This window comes from Staphylococcus sp. mip270_02 (genome assembly GCF_054031535.1).
On the sequence record NZ_CM132934.1, the window covers coordinates 1221906 to 1240319 of the forward strand.

Genomic DNA, 18414 nt, shown 5'->3' on the forward strand with positions numbered 1-18414 from the left:
GAAAGTGTTTTTATTTTATTCCCGTTATTTGGGGGCAGTTCAAGTACCACCTAAGGTTTGTTCATGTTCTGAACCGTTGCTATTTTAATAGCGACGCCTTATTACATTTATAATACATTGTATGCTTGAACGATTTCTTGAGTTAATTGTTCATCTGTTTTAGCAAATTCTTTTAAGAATGCTTCAAGACCATGTTCTTGAATATAATCATTTTTTTCTACTGTTTCTTGATCATTTGTATCATCATATTTTAATAATAAAGCAGCAGTTTTAACTAATGCATCATGTTTTAAATTATTTTGATATAAATAATTTAACGGTTTAATGATTCTATCTTGTGGCCCGATTTTACGCATTGTACCTCGTCCTACACGTGTAACTTCATCAGATAAGTTTGGATTTTTAAAACGCTCAATAATTTTTTGGACATATTGAGCTTGTTCGTTTTCGTTAAAATCAAACTGTTTGGTAATGTATTGACTGGTTTCTTTAAGAACACGTTCTAAATCATGTTTAATGTCTGTATCGTTAACTGCATCTAGAATAGTTGGTTGTCCAAAATATCTACCTGCATAAGCAAGGTAAGCATGACCAGTATTCACTGTAAGTAACTTACGCTCAATGTAAGGAGTTAAATTATCTACATATTTAATATGATTAAGTTCTGGACCAAACCAAGCGTCTTTCTCTATTACCCATTCATAGAAAGGTTCAACGACCACATCTAAAAGGTTATCATTAGTTTGTAATGGAACAATACGATCAACTGCAGAATTAGCAAAATGAATGTGTTCAGGTAGTGGACCTGTAATATCTAAAATTGCTTTTTCTAAAGTATTGGTTGCCATAATTGCATTCTCACATGCAACAATATTAACAGGTGTTTCTTTTTCTGTTAAATAGGGAGCAAACGATTTTGCAATTATAGGCAAGATGTTGACACCAACCGCAGTTGTAATTAAGTCAGCTTCTAAAACTGCTTGTTTTAAACTTTCTGACGGGGCACCAGAGTTGATTGCATCTACATTATGCACACGTGTTGTTGTTTTAGCTTCATCAGCTAAAATGACATCGTATTCATGATTTTGATCCAAAGCAGTGATGATTTCAGCATTAACATCTGCAAAAGTTACTTTTATATCATTATCAGCAAGAATGTAACCGATAAAACCTCTACCTATATTTCCAGCACCAAAATGTAAGGCTTTCATTATGCGTCAGCCTCCTCAAAGACTTGTTTAATTTCTTCTGCTGATGAAGCTTGAATAATGCGTTCTACGTTTTCTTCTTCGCTAAACGTAATAGCTATTTTAGAAAGTAAGTCTAAATGTTCACCATCTTTACCTGCAATACCTACGACAACTTTAACAACTTCGCCATCCCAGTCAACGCCCTCAGGTATTTGAATTAAAGTTAAACCTGATTTTAAAACACTAGCTTTAGCTTCATCTGTACCGTGAGGGATAGCTAAGCCATTGCCCATAAATGTTGTTACTACTTGCTCGCGATCTTTCATTGCTTGTATATACGCTTCTGTTACAGCACCACTTGATACTAAAGCTTGTCCTGCTTTTTCAATTGCTTCGTTTTGATCTTTAACTGTTTGGTTGATAAAAATGTTTTCATTGCTAAATAACTCGCTCATTTTGCTTCACTCCATATTTAATAATTTTTGTAATTGCATAAGATAACTTTGCTTAAGTAACGCTTGAAGTTGTTCTGGTTGCTCCATAAATCCATCAATATTATCTAGATGCTCGACCAATTTTCCTGAGATATCACTTACAAGTTGTGCCATTGTATCATCAGGGGGAACGAACATGCTTAACAAATATCTCACGGAAAGATTGTCATTTTGATTACTATTAAGCAAAATAGGCTCATTTAAAATGGTTATTAATATAAAAGGTTTCTTAATAATTTCACTTTTTAAATGAGGGATTGCGATTGGATAAGGGTCTAAGACAAACCCTTGTCGATCCATGTGTTGCTTAATCAGTTCAGCGAATGACTGACCTTCTGTGATGATTTGATGGTCCAATAATGTGTTGGTTAAATAAGTTGTCCAGTTCGAAACTGAAGTATAATCGACATTTACAGAATCAATTATTTCTAGTCCTTTTCTGATGTATGTTAATTTTTCTTCAGGATTTAGAATATTACCATTATTCGTTTCATAGGTTTGAATATTTGGTTGTTTGTGCTGTGTGTTTAAAAAGGCTGATACGTGATTTACATCTGCGTCAGGCAGTAAAGGGTTCACCGTAATATATGGTAAGGCGATATCTAAATCTACAGTGGAAATAATCGCATCAAATTGTGTAGCATCAATATCATTTAAATCACCAACTGAGGCTTGAGTAGTATTTTGTATATCACTAAATGTTTGCTGTAACCGTGTTGCTAGTAATCTACTGGTTCCAATACCACTACTACATACTACAAGTACATTGTAAAAGGCGCTGTTTTGATTTTGTAAAGCACCACCAAAATGAAGCACAATAAATGCAATTTCACTATCTGGAAAATTAAAATTTGGCCAAGTTTGTAGTAAAGCACGATGAACACTTTCAAATAGCCGTGGGTACTTATGTTGAATCATTTCCGTTAATGGATTATAAGTTTCAATATTAGCGTTCAAACGGTTAATCGCTGGTATAATATGCAATTTTAATCCTTCGCTAAGCGTTTTAAAATCTTTGAACGATTGTTGAGAAAAGTGTGAAACAGAATGAATAAAATTCTCAATCTTTGATTCGTCTTTACTATCTTTAAATACTTCGGCAGATTCTTTACGTTTCGCACCTCTAAGGTGAATAGTGATAAAAGTCACTTCAGCTTGGTTAAACTGGACACCATAAATATGTTCAAGGTGTAAGGCAAGTGCTTTTGCTACTTCGTGTTCAAATGAATCTTTAACACTGTTATAAATTTCGTCATTTAAAGCTACGTATTGATTATTAAGCATTCGTTCAATACTTAAGACAATGTGTACAGTTAAGGTTAAATAACTTGATTCTGTTAAAGAGTAGGGAAGTTGTCCCAAGTGATCCATTAAAATACGTTCAATTTGAAATATTTTGTCCATATCAACCATTGCCAATTGTGACTGGTTAATAGATTGATATACGAAATGATTTTCAATAACTGAATAGACACTGGTGCTGTTTAGATTATTGACCATCAACTGGCTTAATAGTTCACGTTTTTTTGATTCTGCACCATGTAATTGAATACCTTCACCACGTTTTTTTTGTAGTGTTAATTGGTATTGATCAAGTTCTGTATCTAATTCATCTAAAAGTTTTGTCATTGTTTGGTTAGAGACACCGATTTCTTGTGCTAAAACGTATTGTTTAATAGGAGTAGTTGTTTGAATCAATGCATATAAAATGATTACTTTTTGTTCTTCTTGTGATAAATCTATTGTATTTTCGTTTAATAATGCATGTTTTAGTGAATTTAACGCCATCTCCGTCGTTTTCAGTTGTATACCTTTTTTGGTAACTCTTTCAAGCTCGATATCAAATGTCGATAAAAACGATTCAATAGATTTTAATTCCCTATGAATAGTACGAGAGGATACAGCTAGATGTTGAGCAATGTCATAAATAGTGACATATTGACCGTGATATTTAATTAACATTTCGATAATTTCCTTTTCACGTGTACTCAAAAACATAGCCATACCCTCCAGTATTGTTCTATATAGTGATTGTTTAATTATTTAAGATTTTCAAGTAATTCATCATATCTAGGTGAATTTAAGAAATTATCAACTGATATATGAATTGCATTTGGTACTTGTTTAATCGCTCTATCAGTAAGTTTCTTTTGTGTAATAACGAGTTGTGCATCGCTTGGTAATTGATTGATTGCAGTATTTGTTACATCTACGTCTTGTATATCAGCTTTTTTAAATTTATTACGTAGCATGCTTGCTCCCATAGCGCTTGATCCCATACCAGCATCACAAGCGAATATTACATGGTTTACTTTACTATAATCATGAGCATCTACATTTTCAGTATCGTAATTGTCTAGTAAATCTTCTTCAGATTGCGTGTCTGTACTATCTGTATCAGCAGTGGTTGCAGTAGCAACACTAGCTGTTGAAGTTGTATTACTATCTTCATTCCCTTTTAACTTAGAAGATACACTTGATTTTTTCCCTTTTGAAGCTTCCATTTTTTCAGTAGCAGCCTCTAGGTCTTCTTCGGGCTCTTTTGTGAATTTTAAAATAATCGCAGCAACGATAAATGAAACAATTGCTGCAAGAAGTACACCGATTACCATGTGTAAAAATTCGCCCTTAGGCGCGTTTAACATATAAACGATAAATGACCCTGGCGAAGCGGGACTCTTGAATCCAAAATCAAGTAGAGAATATGTTGCTACACCTGTCATACCACCTAAAATTACAGCTATGAATAATAAAGGACGCATTAACACGTATGGGAAGTAAATTTCGTGAATTCCACCTAAGAAGTGGATAATACCAGCACCATATGATGTTGCTTTAGCTGTCCCAGTACCGAAAATCATATAAGCGACTAAGATTCCCAGACCTGGGCCAGGGTTAGATTCTATCGTGTATAGTATTGATTGTCCTGCAGAAGATGCTTGGTCTGCACCAAGTGGTGTAAACACACCGTGGTTAATTGCATTATTTAAGAATACAATTTTAGCAGGTTCTACAATAATACTTACTAGTGGTAATAAATGTGCATGCACTAAAGCTTCTACAGCTAAAGATAAAACATGCATAATAAATTCCATTATTGGAGCTAATATTTTAAATCCAACAATTGTCATAATAAAACCTAAAATACCAGCTGAGAAGTTATTGAATAACATCTCAAACCCTTGTGGCGTTCTTGGTTGTATAAATTCATCGGTTTTCTTCATTAGCCAACCAACGAGCGGCCCCATAATCATAGCGCCAAGTAACATTGGCGTGTCAGGTAAAGCAACGATTACACCCATAGTTGCTACAGCTGCGATAATACCCCCACGCATTTCATGTATTAAACGTCCACCACTATAAGCAATTAGTAATGGTATTAAATATGAAATCATAGGCCCAGCTAATTGGCTTAAATCTTTATTTGGCCACCAACCGCCATCTATAAATATAGCTGCGATGAAGCCCCATGCGATAAAAGCACCGATGTTCGGCATAATCATACTACTTAAAAATGATCCAAACGCCTGTACCTTACGACCAATCCCATTATTTTCTTTAGTCTCTGTTTGTGACATATTATTGCACCTCTTTTTCTCTTTTTATTTATAACTTAATTGTAGGTGGCAGTAATGAATTAAACAATATAAAGTAATTTCAAATTTGTCACACAGTCTTTGACAATTATGACAATGTAGAAATTACTATTACTGCCTTCTTTAGAACTAAGAAATAGCATAAACAATGATTAAATAAGTTATGAATATAGGAGATTATTTTATAGATCATATAGTTAATGCAAGTACTTAGGTTATGTTCATTTATGCTAAGGAAGAATTATTGATATCAAAGAAAGCACGATACTTTTAACTAATGCTCAACTTTATTTGTGTGTTTGTAAATATATTGTTAATAAATTGTTTGCATTACAGATGAATAACATTGTACAATTAATGTTATTGAGAGAAAGGAGGAAAGATAGAGTTTTAGTCAATTATAGCGCCTGTACAAGCGATGAGGTTACGTATTAATAATTTAAGTTTTAAAACAGAAAGCTTAATAGGTATGTTAATCGAAGTTTGTAGACGAGGAGGATAGTTATCGAACCATCGGCGGATGCTATCCCGGATGTGGCTCATTCGTGAACTTATTAAGGAAAACATTAGGGCAACCTAGTGCACAAAGTTAATAAGATAGCCAAAATTAAATAACTATTATTATAAGGTGATTGAGATAACCATTATTATCACAAGACCTAGTACTATTGATTTAAATAGGGATTAGTCTGTCTATAAGGGTTTTAAATATATTGAACAAGTTCGTATGCGCTAGACGTTCAATTATCTCATTGCCATTACATTGGAGGAAATTTATATGTGTGGAATTGTCGGCTATATCGGTCAAGATAATGCGAAAGAATTATTATTAAAAGGATTGGAAAAATTAGAATACAGAGGTTATGACTCAGCAGGTGTTGCAATCGTTAATAATGAGGGCACATCAGTATTCAAATCAAAAGGTCGTATTGCAGAATTAAGAAAAGTTGCAGATGGCGAAGATACTGACGGTAATGTGGGAATTGGTCATACACGTTGGGCAACACATGGTGTACCAAATCATGAAAACTCACACCCACATCAGTCTGCAACTGAACGCTTTACATTAGTTCATAATGGAGTAATTGAAAACTATGAAGAACTAAAAAATGAATACTTAAGTGACATTACTTTCATTTCAGAAACAGATACAGAAGTTATAGTACAATTAGTTGAATATTTTTCAAATACTGGTCTAACTAGTGAAGAAGCATTTACAAAAGTTGTATCTTTATTAGACGGTTCATATGCTTTAGGACTGATTGATAATGAAGATAGAGATACAATTTATGTTGCTAAAAATAAATCACCGTTATTAATTGGTGTTGGTGATGGTTTCAATGTAATTGCGTCAGATGCAATTGCAATGTTGCAAGCTACTAATCGTTATAAAGAAATTCATGACCATGAAATTGTTATAGTTAAACGTGATGAAGTGATCATTAAAGATCAAGATGGCAATGTTCAAGATAGAGAAGCTTACACAGCACAAATTGATGCAGCTGATGCGGAAAAAGGCGTATACGACCACTATATGTTAAAAGAAATTCATGAACAACCAGCAGTTATGCGTCGTATCATTCAAGAGTACCAAGACGAAGAAGGTAACTTGAAGATGGATCCAGAAGTGATTAAAGATGTAGCTGAAGCTGATCGTATTTATATAATCGCAGCAGGTACAAGTTATCATGCTGGGCTTGTTGGTAAAGAGTTCATTGAAAAATGGGCCGGTGTACCTACAGAAGTACATGTTTCTTCAGAGTTTGTATATAATACACCGTTACTTTCTGAAAAACCATTATTCATCTATATTTCTCAATCAGGGGAAACAGCAGACAGTCGTGCAGTATTAGTTGAAACAAATCGTTTAGGACACAAGTCTTTAACTATCACTAACGTGCCAGGTTCTACGTTATCACGTGAATCTAATCATACGTTACTGTTACATGCTGGTCCTGAAATCGCAGTAGCGTCTACAAAAGCTTATACAGCACAAATTGCAGTATTATCTATTCTGTCACAAATCGTTGCGAGAGAACACGGCAGAGATGTAGAAGTAAGTTTATTACGTGAATTAGCAAAAGTTACAACTGCTATCGAATCAATTGTTGATGATGCAGATATTATGGAACAAATTGCTACTGATTTCTTAAGAACTACACGTAATGCATTCTTTATTGGTCGCACAGGGGACTATAATGTAAGTTTAGAAGGTGCATTAAAACTTAAAGAAATTTCATATATCCAAGCTGAAGGTTTTGCTGGTGGGGAACTGAAACACGGAACAATTGCATTAATTGAAGAAGGCACTCCTATTATTGCGTTAGCTACGCAAGAAAAAGTAAACTTATCTATCCGTGGTAACGTAAAAGAGGTAGTTGCACGTGGCGCAAATCCATGTATTATTTCAATGGATGGCTTGAATAAAGATGGTGATTCATATGTGATTCCTCATGTACATGAATTATTGACACCACTTGTTTCAGTAGTAGCATTACAGTTAATTTCATATTACGCTGCATTGCACAGAGACTTAGATGTAGATAAACCACGTAACTTAGCAAAATCAGTTACAGTTGAATAAATCAATCTAAATTAAATGTGGCAAACTTTATACTTTGTCATTAATATAAGGACTTATCATTAGCATTTTATCGCTAGTGGTAAGTCTTTTTTTATTTATAAGTTTCATCAAATGTCATAATATTAGTATATCAATTTAATTGTTAAATATCATTTGTCGAAATGATAGAATTGAAATGAAAGAAAATAATATAAATTATTTAACAGGTGAGCATTGTGAAACTACGTCAACTGGAACGCTACTAAAGTTTATAAATATAGAGTTGTCAGAACCTATGTTATTTGGTATTGGAGAGGGGCTTGGCTATATTTATTGGGATATGAAAAATATGGAATTCCCTTTTCTTGGTGGGCGTATTAAACCAGATTACTTAACAAAAAACATCGTGAGAAATTTAAATTTGGAAATCCATTTAGAAGAAACTACATCAATTAAAAAGGCATGGCAAAATGTCAAAAAGGTAATTGACGCTGGCCAGCCAGTTGGTTTGAAATTAGATAGTTATTATTTAGATTATTTTTCTAGCAAAGTGCATTTCGCAGGTCATTATGTAGCAATGTATGATTATGATGATTTATACGCCTATTTAATTGATACGAAACAGCAGGGAAGTAATGTTAGAACAACACTAAATAGTATAGAACAAGCTAGGAATGCTAAAGGGCCAATGTCATCTAAGAACCTTTCATATACAATTAAGCAAGTGACATCAATGCCGGATATGAGAACAGTCGTTTTAACAGCTATACAAAATAATGCGAATGATTATTTAAATCCGCCAATAAAGAATATAGGATATAAGGGGATAAAGAAGACAAGTGAAAAAGTAAAAACCTGGTTTGAAAGAAGTACTAATATTGAAGCTGATTTATTGCTTGTAGCTAATTTAATGGAAAATGGGGGGCCTGGTGGTGCATTGTTTAGGAAAATGTACAAATCATTTTTGAAAGAAGCACAGTTATTGATTGAAGATGATGCTTTGACACAAGCCTACCATATGTTTAAAGATATAGTTATAAACTGGGAAAATGTTATTGAACTGATAAAAAAGGCAGGGCTAACACAAAGCAAGACATTTTTAAATGAAGCTTCGACGATACTAGATAAACTAGCAGAACAAGAATATGAAGCAATGAACTTATTATTAAAAATTAAAAATTAATATGAGTAGCATTCATTTGAAAATGATTAGAATCAAAATATTTTTAAATATGTTAAGACTTTATTATTCTAATTAAGACGGTATATGATTGTATCAAGTTAAAGGAGGGATGTATTGATGGCAAAGCCTAAAATTTATGCAATGTCGTTTGCTTCGATATATCCACATTTAATAAAAAAAGTTGAGAAAAAAGGTAGAACAAAAGAAGAAGCGGATGAAGTCATTCATTGGATGACAGGCTACTCGCAATCACAAATAAATCAATTAATCAAAGACGGTACAGATTATGAAACTTTCATTAGCCAGGCACCAAAATTAAATCCAAATAGAACTAAGATAACAGGTGTAATTTGTGGTATTCGTATTGAAGAAATGGAAAATTCAATAATGAAAGAAATAAGGTATTTAGATAAAATGATCGATGAATTAGCAAAAGGAAAATCTTTAAATAAAATATTTAGAAACAACGTTTAGTATTCTAATATATATAATTACGTATCGGAGGGGGATATCATATGCTTATTGATATAAAAAACATTGCACGTAGAAAACAGGGGAAAGAAATAATAAAAAATATAAGTTGGCGTATCAACGAAGGCGAGAAGTGGATGCTTTATGGACTCAATGGTGCAGGGAAAACGACATTGCTTAATATCTTAAATGCTTATGAACCAAATACATCTGGAGAATTAACGCTTTTTGGTATGCAACCCGGTAAAATTGGATATTCAGCAGACGAAGTGCGCAATAAGATTGGCTTTGTGTCTAGTAGTTTAATGGAACGTTTTCAAGATGGAGAAACTGTACGTGATGTAGTAATTAGTGGAATCTTTAAATCGATTGGTATTTTTAAAGAAGTAGAAGCCCACCATGTTGAAATGGCACGTCATTATTTAGCACAGATGGGTATGGGTGAATTTGAGTCACAGTATTATGGTTATTTATCCACAGGTGAACGTCAAAAAGTACTTATTGCTCGAGCGTTGATGGGGAACCCTAAGTTACTTATTCTAGATGAACCTGCTTCAGGTTTAGATTTTATTGCTCGTGAAGATTTGTTAGATGCGCTTGAACAATTATATCAACGGCAACCTGAATTATCAGTTATATATGTTACACACTTTGTTGAAGAAATTACAAAAGATATACAAAAAGGATTTTTATTAAAAGATGGTACGTGTTATAAACAAGGTGAAATAAAAAGTGTATTAGATAGCGATACATTGAGTGATTTTTTTAATCGTAGGGTGAATGTGTTACATCAAAATGAACGTTATTCATTATTTTTGAAGCGTTAGTACATTGCTTAAAACTTTAGATAGTGACATAATTTAAAATGATAATATGTGATGGAGGACTTTTATAAATGAAAAATGTTAAAGCGATATTTTTAGATATGGATGGTACAATTTTACATAAAGACAACCAAGTTGATCTGGAAACGACCGAAGTAATACATCAATTAAGGGAAAACGGATATAAAGTCTTTTTGGCTACTGGACGTGCTCATAATGAAATTCATTACTTAGTTCCGTCATCATTTGAAGTAGATGGCATTATTAGTTCAAACGGTACGTTAGGAATGATTAACGGTGAAGAATTATTTACTCATAGCTTATCGTTTACTACTGTCAATGACATTGTGAAACGTGCTCAACAACAAGAGATTTATTATGAAGTTTTTCCATTTGAAGGTAATCGTATTGTACTTAAAGAAGATCAATCATGGGCAACTGCACTATTTAATGCAGAAACACCACCAGGTAATGTAGGTGTCTCAGAATGGACTTCTAGAAAAGCGTCACTTAAAGACAAAGTAGATTGGGCAACGGTAATTCCTGATACGACGTTTTCAAAAATATATTTATTTTCACCAAATTATGACAAAATAACAAACTTCCGTAATCAGTTGATTGAAGAACAACAAGATTTAAAAATTAGTGTATCCAATTCATCTCGTTATAATGCAGAGACGATGGCTTATCAAATTGATAAAGGTACAGGTATTAAAGAAATGATAGAACATTTCGGCATCAAACAAGAAGAAACACTAGTTATTGGTGATAGTGATAATGATCGAGCGATGTTTGCTTTTGGTCATTATACGGTAGCTATGAAAAATGCTAGACCAGAAATTAAAGAGCTAACAATGGATGTTACAACATATACAAATGAAGAAAATGGTGCAGCACACTACTTAAAAAAACATTTTTTAAAGTAAAAGTTTTTAATATATTTTGCTTAATTGTTTATATAAATAAATTTTTAAAGACAAAAAAGAAGAGCCTGGGACATAAATAGATGTCTCAGGCTCGTTTTCAATTTGGCAGTAGGTGACTGAATTGAAAATACGATTATATCAAGCTTTTTCAATCCTAGTCACCCTTGCTAGGATGGGACTACGAAATCTATATTAGAAAATTTGATTTCTGTCCCACTCCCTTCCTTTAATTTTGTATGAAAAGTTATTTATCAGATTGATTTAAATTGTTTTTTAAATTTTTTGTTTCATCGTTTGCTTTATCTTGAAGTTGATCTGATTTTTGATCTATATTTGATTTTGCTTTTTCAGTAGTATTAGTTACACTACTATTCACTTTTGAGTCTTGATTATCTGTAATATTTGCGTTCTTTTTCTTACCTTTTTTTGATTTATTATGATTAGTTGGCTCACCATTACGGTTGTAATATTGAATGATAGCTAGCATATTTGTATAATAAACAGCTAATCTTACAATGATAACAATAATATGGACAATATAAATTAAAATTGTAGCCATATTTTGAGAAATACCACCAGTTAAGATGGAAATCAATTGGCTGACTGGGCTAGCTAAGATAATAACAATTAAGTTTAATAGTAATAAACCAATGTAGAATTTAAACCATGTTCTTTGGCCATTTTTAATGCCTTTAAATCCGCGTTTTACGGAATTCCATGCGCCATTTTTAGGGTCTTTAATAAATGCTACAGTATAGTTAATTATAATTATAGCTAAAAGCCAATAAATAAATGATTTAATGAAAAGTGTTAAAGTTCCGGCAATTATTTGGAACGTTAGTGAATATCCAAGAGCGTGATCTGAATTGCTGAGTGGACCTTGTATTGCTTGATACAATTGAATGATTCCTAATTGAAGCAATTGAGCGATCAATTCTCCTAACACTAATCCGATAATGATAAACAATACCGTAATTAATGAAAGTTTTAGTGCTTTTAGATATCTACCTTTTGCGAACACTGAAAATAAATCTTTAAAATTAACCTTGTCTTTATTTAACGCTTTGTCTATAGTGTAGATAGTTCCAGCAATTAATGGATAGCCTACAAATAAAAATACTAGTATAGGTACAAGTATTGCAAGGACGATTCCAAATATTGGACCAACCACAGATTGTTGCATAGCCATTGACATCATTAACTTATAAATAGCTGGTTGTAATGGCATAAACGTTAAAATAGTTAAAGCGAATAGTATTATAAAACTTACGATTGTAAACAGTAATACTTTAGCATTTTGGGGTTTTGCATTTTGTAATGCTAATTTATGGAAATTAAACAAATTTTAAGCACTCCTTTTTCGTCATAAGCATACGATATCAAAAATTTGAAGATTTTAAAATAAATAGGTAACAAAATCGATATAAAATGTTAAAATGTCCTAATGAGAAAAAGTTGAAAGGAGATATCATCATGAAATTTGCAATTATAACTGATGTTCATGGTAATTTTGATGCATTAGAAACTGTTTTGGATGATATTGATAGAAGAGAAGATATCAATAAAATATTTAACCTAGGTGATAATATTGGTGTTGGACATGAAACGAATAAAGTACTTGATGAAATCTTTGATAGAGATGATATGGAAATCATTGCGGGTAATCATGATGAAGCGGTAATGTCAATTGTAAACGGTACACCTTATCCTGAAGACTTAAAAGATAAATTCTATGAACATCATCAATGGATAGAAAGTCATTTAGATGAAGATTACTATGACAGATTAAATGAGTTACCTCGTGTTATTGAGAAAACATTTTGTCATAAGAAAGTATTATTTATTCATTACGAAATTCCTAATAATCAATTAACTACACCAATTGATGGGCAACCATTCAGCCCAATTGTTGAACCAAACGAAGAGAACATGAAAGAACTTTTTGAAGATAAAGATGCCAATTTAATTGTCTTTGGACATAATCATACGGTGCACTTATTTGATGATAAATCAACAGTTTATTTTAATCCTGGTTCTGTCGGTTTAAATAACGGTGCGTATGCAGTTTATGGAATTGTAACTGTAGATGAAAATGAATTTTCATTTGAACGTGTGAAAGTACCATACGATAATGAAGAATTTATTAGAGGGTTCGATGAGAAGCAAGTTCCTGCCAAAAAACTTATTTTTGATAAATTTTTATAATTACGATTATAAAAAAGCTGATAGTTATAACCTAAGTATGTATTCCTTAAAGTCTTAACTTTGAAAGGAAAGGTAACTTATGGAAACTATCAGCTTTTTATTGTTATACGATTAATAATTAATGGCTATGTGCATGGTGATGAGACTTTGATGTATCATGTGCTGAACAAAGAGTGTCATTGTCATGTTTGTGGTTTATAGTTTCTAATTGGATAGTCATATGCTGAATGTTCAAATGTTGAAGTTTATGTTCTAGTTTATCTAGTAAATTTTCACACTGTTCGACAGACATATCGCTAGGAACAACAGCATGACAACTTAATGCATTCATTTCATTAGAAATGGTCCATATATGACAGTCATGCACATTTTCAATTTCGTTTTCTTCAGTAATTGTAGAAATCACTTCATTCATATTAACATCAGATGGCGTGCCCTCCATTAATATATTTAAGGAAGATTTCGTTATACCTAAGCTACTTTTTATTATAAGAATAGAGACGATAATACTTGCGATAGGATCTGCAATTGTTAGGTTTAAAGTCCATATGAGTATAGCAGCGATGATTGCACCTACGGAACCTAACAAATCACCCATAACATGAAGGAAGGCACCACGCATATTAATATTATTGGAAGTGTCACCGCCTTTAAACATAAATAAAGCGACAATGATATTAACGATAAGTCCAATTACACTTATTATGAACATCTCTGTTGACTTAACGTCTTCCGGATTAAAGAAACGACTAATTGCTTCTACTATGATAACAATGCCGATAATAAAGAGTGTTACACCATTAAATAATGCAGCTAAAATCTCGAATCTCTTGTAGCCAAAAGTCTTACTTTTGGTAGCATTTTTTTCAGCATATATAAAAGCGACCAAGGCCACGCCTAAAGATATTGTATCGCTAAACATGTGCAAACCATCAGATAATAGTGCCAAGCTATTTGATACAAATCCTCCAATAATTTCTATAATCATAAAGGTTCCAATAATTAGAAAACTGATAAGTAATATTTTTTTATTATTTGTGTGTACATGACCATGTGCATGATTGTGACCGTGATGTTCAGACATATTTCGCGTCCACCTTTCAATTATTGTTTATGACTAGCATGATGAATTGCTTGTTTAAGTAATGTTGTAACATGTGTGTCATCGATTGTATAAATCATAGATTGTCCATCTCGATTTCCTTTTACCAAATGAGCTTGTTTAAGTATGCGTAATTGATGAGAGACGTTAGATTGGCTTAAATCTAATACATGTGCAATATGACCAACGCTACTTTCTCCTTGAATTAATAAATGCATTATACGTAGGCGATTGCCATCACTAAGCGCCTTGAAGATATCAGTTACTTGCTCAATCGTTTGTTCGTTAAATGATTCTTCCAAAATGAAGCCCTCATTTCTAATTATTGATTTTAATATATGAATATATGTTCATATATTAATGTATTTTTCAGTAATTGTCAAAGCCAAACAGATTTCGTTTCAAATTAAAATAAAAGTGGTAAAGTCTAATTAATAATTTTTTAAGGAGGCTATAAAATATGAGTACATTAGTTATTGGAGCAAATGGTGGCGTAGGGCAATATTTAGTTAAACAATTAAAAGAGCGTGGAGAGTCATTCACAGCAGGTGTTAGAAAAGAATCTCAAGTTGAAGCATTAGCCTCAGAAGGTGTTGAAGCAATTTTAATCGATGTTGAAGCAGATGATATTGATACTTTAACAGAAAAAATTAACGGCTTTGATAAAGTTGTATTTTCAGTTGGTTCTGGTGGTAGTACTGGTGCCGACAAGACAATTAGTGTTGATTTAGATGGTGCAATTAAATCGATTAAAGCGAGTGAGGCAAATAATGTTAAACAATATATAATGGTCTCAACTTACGATTCAAGAAGACAAGCATTTGATGCAAGTGGTGATTTGAAGCCTTACACGATTGCAAAACACTACGCAGATGAATATTTAAAACAAGCAGATATTGGATATACTATTGTACACCCTGGTGGTTTAACAAATGATTCTGCCACAGATAAAATAGAAGTTGGAGCATTCTTCGAAGGTAGAGGAACGATTCCTCGTGAAGATGTAGCTTCTGTTATTAGAGAAGTAATAACTAGTGATAATCTTTTAAATACAGAATTCCAAATTATTAGTGGGGATGTCTCAATATCTGAAGCATTAACAGATTTTAGTAAATAATTAAGACTCAAATAATGAGTAACTGGAAGATCTCCCAAGTATTATTAAAACAAAAAGAAGCGACTGATGAATGATTGCTAAAGATACTGAGTGCAATCTTATAGCTTTTTATAGCGTGGGTTAATGAAATCTTATGATAAAAGATTAGATTTCATTAGCAAACGCTTTTTTTATAGCCATTTTATAGTATATTTTAGCAAAAATTTGATACAATGATAGATATCGTTTGGAGGTAATTATGAAAATTTCAAACACGAAAATCTATGAGCAAGTCGCAGATATTATTTTAGAGCAAATTAAAGCAGGCGATTACCAAGTGGGCGACAAACTGCCTTCTATCCAAAAGCTTGGAAAGCAGTATGGCGTGAGTGTAGCTTCGGTAAGAGAGGCATTGAATGCTTTAAGAACAATTGGAATTATTGAAATGAAACAAGGTTATGGCACATTTATTAAACAGATAGAGCCTACCTTTTTTGAACTTGGTGATAAATTCACGTCGCTAAGTCAAATCAAAGAATTATTAGAGTTACGTGAAATTGTTGAAAGTGCTACTGTAGAAAAAGCAGCTTTATATCGAACTGATGAAGATTTGGTGGATCTAAAGAAAGCACTAGTTGAAATGGGACAAGCTGTAACAGATGGTACTTCTGGTGAAGAAGCAGATTTAGAGTTTCATCTCTCAATTGCGAAAGCTGCCCAAAATACACTATTAGTTGAGTTATTAAATAATATTTCAGAACTAATGCGAAATTCTATGGAAGAAACAAGGAAGATTTTTATTTATAGTAAACAAAAAACTATGAATAAATTATTAGAGGAACATGATGTGATATATCAAGCAATTTTACAGCAAAATGATGTCGAAGCTGTAGGTGCGATGCGCGCACACCTGCTAGAGGTTAAGGAAACCATATTGGCTAATTTCAAAGCATAATAGTATATATGGTGCATGATAAATAACTTTCAAATGGTTAAGATAGGATTCATTTAATATTGTAAGTAAAAGAGGTAGAATATCCAAATAAATTTGAATAAAATAAAAGCCCAAACTTTTCCGAAGTTTGGACTTTATCGCAAATTAACTGCGTTGAAAAAGTAATCAACAATTTCAACTAAATCATAATTAATACATTACCTTATATGTAAAAAACAGATAGAGTACATTGCTGTAACTCTACAGTTAATTATAAAATCAATTACTGCTAATTAGCAAGTATTAATTGATTAAAAATTAGAAAGATAAAATAACTGTTCAATAAAATGTCATAAAATGTTATTGAACAAAATATAATGGGGTATCGATTTTTACAAAGCATTGATATAATTAAAAGTGGCTCTTAAGTACTAGGGTTGTGATTTAAGCGTTTATTCTAGTAGGATGAATATGATACAATCACAATGGTTCTGAAAATTTTGAAATGATACGTGTATGATCATCATGAAAAAGTATATGAGATAAATACAATAATTAAATTACAACTTAAGAATTTGGAGGTGTGAGTATGCCGTTATTTTTAAAGCCAGTATTTCATGAGAAAATTTGGGGTGGTAATCGTTTAAAAGATTATGGATATGATTTACCCAGCGATTATGTAGGAGAAGTATGGGGGATATCAGCACATCCAAATGGTAAGTGTGAAATATTGAATGGTCTATATCAAGGACAAACTTTGGATCAAGTTTGGAGTGAGCATCGCGAGTTATTCGGTGACTTTCCAAGTCAAGAGTTTCCCTTGATGACTAAAATTGTAGATGCAAGAGAATCATTATCGGTTCATGTTCATCCTGATGACGCTTATGCATATGAAAATGAAAAAGGACAATATGGCAAATCAGAATGTTGGTACATCATTGATGCTGAAGAAGACTCAGAAATCATCTATGGATTAAATACAGATTCAAAAGACATCGCAATAGATAAACTTGACGAAGAAGATTACGAAGCATTGTTAAATAAGGTGAAAGTTAAGCCGGGTGAGTTTTATTTTATACCTGCTGGAACAATTCATTCTATAGGAGAAGGTATACTTGTTTATGAAACAATGCAATCTTCAGATGTTACATACCGGGTGTATGATTATGAACGCACTCACGATACTGGTGATAAACGTGTGTTAAATAAAGATAAAGCTAAAGACGTCATTGAACTTTCTAATGATAATATTAATATACCGACAGATACAGAAATTATCGAAAATCATAAAAGAACGCAACTTGTGTCTAGTGACTTTTTTACCATTGTAAAATGGAAAATTTCTGGAACTTTAAATTATATGAAACCGAGAGAGTTCGTATTAGTTTCTGTACTTAAAGGCGAAGGACAAGTCATTATAGATGGAGAAGTATATACCTTAAATCAAGGACAGAATTTTATCCTAACTTCAGATGATTTAGATACTATATTTGAAGGTGATTATGAATTAATTGTAAGTTATCTATAGTTAAAATAGTGGGAGAGTATGAGTGTGTACAAATTTTTATATGTTTCTTTAATTTGTGGCCTATTAGCTGGTGCTGGAACGTTTCTAAAATTACCTGTATTTCCCTCAATGGCTTTTCCAATTATAATCGGTGCGCTTGGCATTATTTCAGCATTAATTACGCTTCCAGATAAAGAGATAAGCGGTATGTTGAAATTTGGTGGTGTATTAATTAATTTGATGCCTATTATGGGGGCGCTAACTTTAGCGTAATGATTTGTGAATTTGAGGCTGAGACATAATTATGTCTCAGCCTCAAATAT

Annotated in this window: 17 protein-coding genes; 10 read left to right on the top strand and 7 right to left on the bottom strand. The window is 32.5% G+C overall.

The genetic code is table 11. The annotated features are described in order from the left end of the window. Nucleotides 1-107: 107 nt before the first annotated feature. From ACW5YJ_RS05545 to ACW5YJ_RS05560, 4 genes are read right to left on the bottom strand one after another with little or no spacing between them, the layout of a single operon-like run. On the bottom strand, nucleotides 108-1211 hold the full coding sequence (locus ACW5YJ_RS05545) for a mannitol-1-phosphate 5-dehydrogenase (RefSeq protein ID WP_017722035.1): 1104 nt from the start codon (nucleotides 1209-1211) through the stop codon (nucleotides 108-110). Next, entirely contained in the window at nucleotides 1211-1645 is a 435-nt protein-coding gene (locus ACW5YJ_RS05550; RefSeq protein WP_017722036.1) for a PTS sugar transporter subunit IIA, read from the bottom strand. Before ACW5YJ_RS05550 ends, ACW5YJ_RS05545 begins: the two co-directional genes overlap by 1 nt. A 6-nt stretch (nucleotides 1646-1651) precedes the next feature. Continuing rightward, complete coding sequence (locus tag ACW5YJ_RS05555) at nucleotides 1652-3682, bottom strand: BglG family transcription antiterminator (RefSeq protein WP_457338564.1); 2031 nt, start codon at nucleotides 3680-3682, stop codon at nucleotides 1652-1654. Nucleotides 3683-3723: 41 nt separating this feature from the next. Next, nucleotides 3724-5262: a PTS mannitol transporter subunit IICB gene (locus ACW5YJ_RS05560; RefSeq protein WP_017722038.1), complete on the bottom strand. Its 1539-nt coding sequence runs from the start codon at nucleotides 5260-5262 to the stop codon at nucleotides 3724-3726. A 796-nt stretch (nucleotides 5263-6058) separates the two neighbouring features. Here ACW5YJ_RS05560 and glmS point away from each other — a divergent pair. The 5 genes from glmS to ACW5YJ_RS05585 all read left to right on the top strand — a co-directional run bounded on the left by glmS (nucleotide 6059) and on the right by ACW5YJ_RS05585 (nucleotide 11247). Further along, entirely contained in the window at nucleotides 6059-7864 is a 1806-nt protein-coding gene (gene glmS / locus ACW5YJ_RS05565) for a glutamine--fructose-6-phosphate transaminase (isomerizing) (RefSeq protein WP_119603604.1), read from the top strand. 175 nt (nucleotides 7865-8039) lie between these two features. Continuing rightward, nucleotides 8040-9026, top strand: a complete 987-nt coding sequence (locus ACW5YJ_RS05570) for a BtrH N-terminal domain-containing protein (protein ID WP_457338565.1) — start codon at nucleotides 8040-8042, stop codon at nucleotides 9024-9026. 117 nt (nucleotides 9027-9143) lie between these two features. Continuing rightward, a complete protein-coding gene (locus ACW5YJ_RS05575; protein WP_457338566.1) occupies nucleotides 9144-9500 on the top strand; it encodes a DUF2200 domain-containing protein in 357 nt (118 codons plus the stop codon). A gap of 41 nt (nucleotides 9501-9541) precedes the next feature. Beyond that, nucleotides 9542-10324, top strand: a complete 783-nt coding sequence (locus ACW5YJ_RS05580) for an ABC transporter ATP-binding protein (protein ID WP_017722045.1) — start codon at nucleotides 9542-9544, stop codon at nucleotides 10322-10324. Between the two features lie 68 nt (nucleotides 10325-10392). Beyond that, the gene (locus ACW5YJ_RS05585; protein WP_107551794.1) at nucleotides 10393-11247 is read left to right on the top strand and encodes a Cof-type HAD-IIB family hydrolase; all 855 of its coding nucleotides are present in this window, start codon (nucleotides 10393-10395) and stop codon (nucleotides 11245-11247) included. Between the two features lie 244 nt (nucleotides 11248-11491). Here the strand turns inward: ACW5YJ_RS05585 and ACW5YJ_RS05590 are convergent, their stop codons facing one another. After that, on the bottom strand, nucleotides 11492-12589 hold the full coding sequence (locus ACW5YJ_RS05590; protein ID WP_017722047.1) for a hypothetical protein: 1098 nt from the start codon (nucleotides 12587-12589) through the stop codon (nucleotides 11492-11494). A 131-nt stretch (nucleotides 12590-12720) separates the two neighbouring features. On the opposite strand from ACW5YJ_RS05590, the gene ACW5YJ_RS05595 reads away from it, so the two are divergent. Next, nucleotides 12721-13452, top strand: coding sequence for a metallophosphoesterase family protein (locus ACW5YJ_RS05595; protein ID WP_017722048.1), 732 nt, complete (start codon nucleotides 12721-12723; stop codon nucleotides 13450-13452). A 118-nt stretch (nucleotides 13453-13570) separates the two neighbouring features. Here the strand turns inward: ACW5YJ_RS05595 and czrB are convergent, their stop codons facing one another. Beyond that, the gene (czrB, locus tag ACW5YJ_RS05600) at nucleotides 13571-14536 is read right to left on the bottom strand and encodes a CDF family zinc efflux transporter CzrB (RefSeq protein ID WP_017722049.1); all 966 of its coding nucleotides are present in this window, start codon (nucleotides 14534-14536) and stop codon (nucleotides 13571-13573) included. A 20-nt stretch (nucleotides 14537-14556) separates the two neighbouring features. Then, on the bottom strand, nucleotides 14557-14856 hold the full coding sequence (locus tag ACW5YJ_RS05605) for an ArsR/SmtB family transcription factor (protein WP_017722050.1): 300 nt from the start codon (nucleotides 14854-14856) through the stop codon (nucleotides 14557-14559). A gap of 158 nt (nucleotides 14857-15014) precedes the next feature. Between ACW5YJ_RS05605 and ACW5YJ_RS05610 the strand changes: the two genes are divergently transcribed. The 4 genes from ACW5YJ_RS05610 to ACW5YJ_RS05625 all read left to right on the top strand — a co-directional run bounded on the left by ACW5YJ_RS05610 (nucleotide 15015) and on the right by ACW5YJ_RS05625 (nucleotide 18364). Next, the gene (locus ACW5YJ_RS05610) at nucleotides 15015-15671 is read left to right on the top strand and encodes an NAD(P)-binding oxidoreductase (protein WP_017722051.1); all 657 of its coding nucleotides are present in this window, start codon (nucleotides 15015-15017) and stop codon (nucleotides 15669-15671) included. Between the two features lie 238 nt (nucleotides 15672-15909). Then, nucleotides 15910-16605, top strand: coding sequence for a FadR/GntR family transcriptional regulator (locus ACW5YJ_RS05615; RefSeq protein ID WP_017722052.1), 696 nt, complete (start codon nucleotides 15910-15912; stop codon nucleotides 16603-16605). Nucleotides 16606-17173: 568 nt separating this feature from the next. Continuing rightward, the gene (locus ACW5YJ_RS05620; RefSeq protein ID WP_017722053.1) at nucleotides 17174-18112 is read left to right on the top strand and encodes a type I phosphomannose isomerase catalytic subunit; all 939 of its coding nucleotides are present in this window, start codon (nucleotides 17174-17176) and stop codon (nucleotides 18110-18112) included. A gap of 18 nt (nucleotides 18113-18130) precedes the next feature. Continuing rightward, entirely contained in the window at nucleotides 18131-18364 is a 234-nt protein-coding gene (locus ACW5YJ_RS05625; protein WP_153672163.1) for a hypothetical protein, read from the top strand. Nucleotides 18365-18414: the final 50 nt, after the last annotated feature.

Bases quoted from the DNA above. Each gene is read 5' to 3' on its own strand.
- ACW5YJ_RS05610 (WP_017722051.1), top strand. From the start codon at position 15,015: ATGAGTACATTAGTTATTGGAGCAAATGGTGGCGTAGGGCAATATTTA.
- glmS (WP_119603604.1), top strand. From the start codon at position 6,059: ATGTGTGGAATTGTCGGCTATATCGGTCAAGATAATGCGAAAGAATTA.
- ACW5YJ_RS05625 (WP_153672163.1), top strand. From the start codon at position 18,131: ATGAGTGTGTACAAATTTTTATATGTTTCTTTAATTTGTGGCCTATTA.
- ACW5YJ_RS05620 (WP_017722053.1), top strand. From the start codon at position 17,174: ATGCCGTTATTTTTAAAGCCAGTATTTCATGAGAAAATTTGGGGTGGT.
- ACW5YJ_RS05570 (WP_457338565.1), top strand. From the start codon at position 8,040: ATGAAAGAAAATAATATAAATTATTTAACAGGTGAGCATTGTGAAACT.
- ACW5YJ_RS05560 (WP_017722038.1), bottom strand. From the start codon at position 5,262: ATGTCACAAACAGAGACTAAAGAAAATAATGGGATTGGTCGTAAGGTA.
- ACW5YJ_RS05615 (WP_017722052.1), top strand. From the start codon at position 15,910: ATGAAAATTTCAAACACGAAAATCTATGAGCAAGTCGCAGATATTATT.
- czrB (WP_017722049.1), bottom strand. From the start codon at position 14,536: ATGTCTGAACATCACGGTCACAATCATGCACATGGTCATGTACACACA.
- ACW5YJ_RS05555 (WP_457338564.1), bottom strand. From the start codon at position 3,682: ATGTTTTTGAGTACACGTGAAAAGGAAATTATCGAAATGTTAATTAAA.
- ACW5YJ_RS05550 (WP_017722036.1), bottom strand. From the start codon at position 1,645: ATGAGCGAGTTATTTAGCAATGAAAACATTTTTATCAACCAAACAGTT.
- ACW5YJ_RS05585 (WP_107551794.1), top strand. From the start codon at position 10,393: ATGAAAAATGTTAAAGCGATATTTTTAGATATGGATGGTACAATTTTA.
- ACW5YJ_RS05575 (WP_457338566.1), top strand. From the start codon at position 9,144: ATGGCAAAGCCTAAAATTTATGCAATGTCGTTTGCTTCGATATATCCA.
- ACW5YJ_RS05595 (WP_017722048.1), top strand. From the start codon at position 12,721: ATGAAATTTGCAATTATAACTGATGTTCATGGTAATTTTGATGCATTA.
- ACW5YJ_RS05545 (WP_017722035.1), bottom strand. From the start codon at position 1,211: ATGAAAGCCTTACATTTTGGTGCTGGAAATATAGGTAGAGGTTTTATC.
- ACW5YJ_RS05580 (WP_017722045.1), top strand. From the start codon at position 9,542: ATGCTTATTGATATAAAAAACATTGCACGTAGAAAACAGGGGAAAGAA.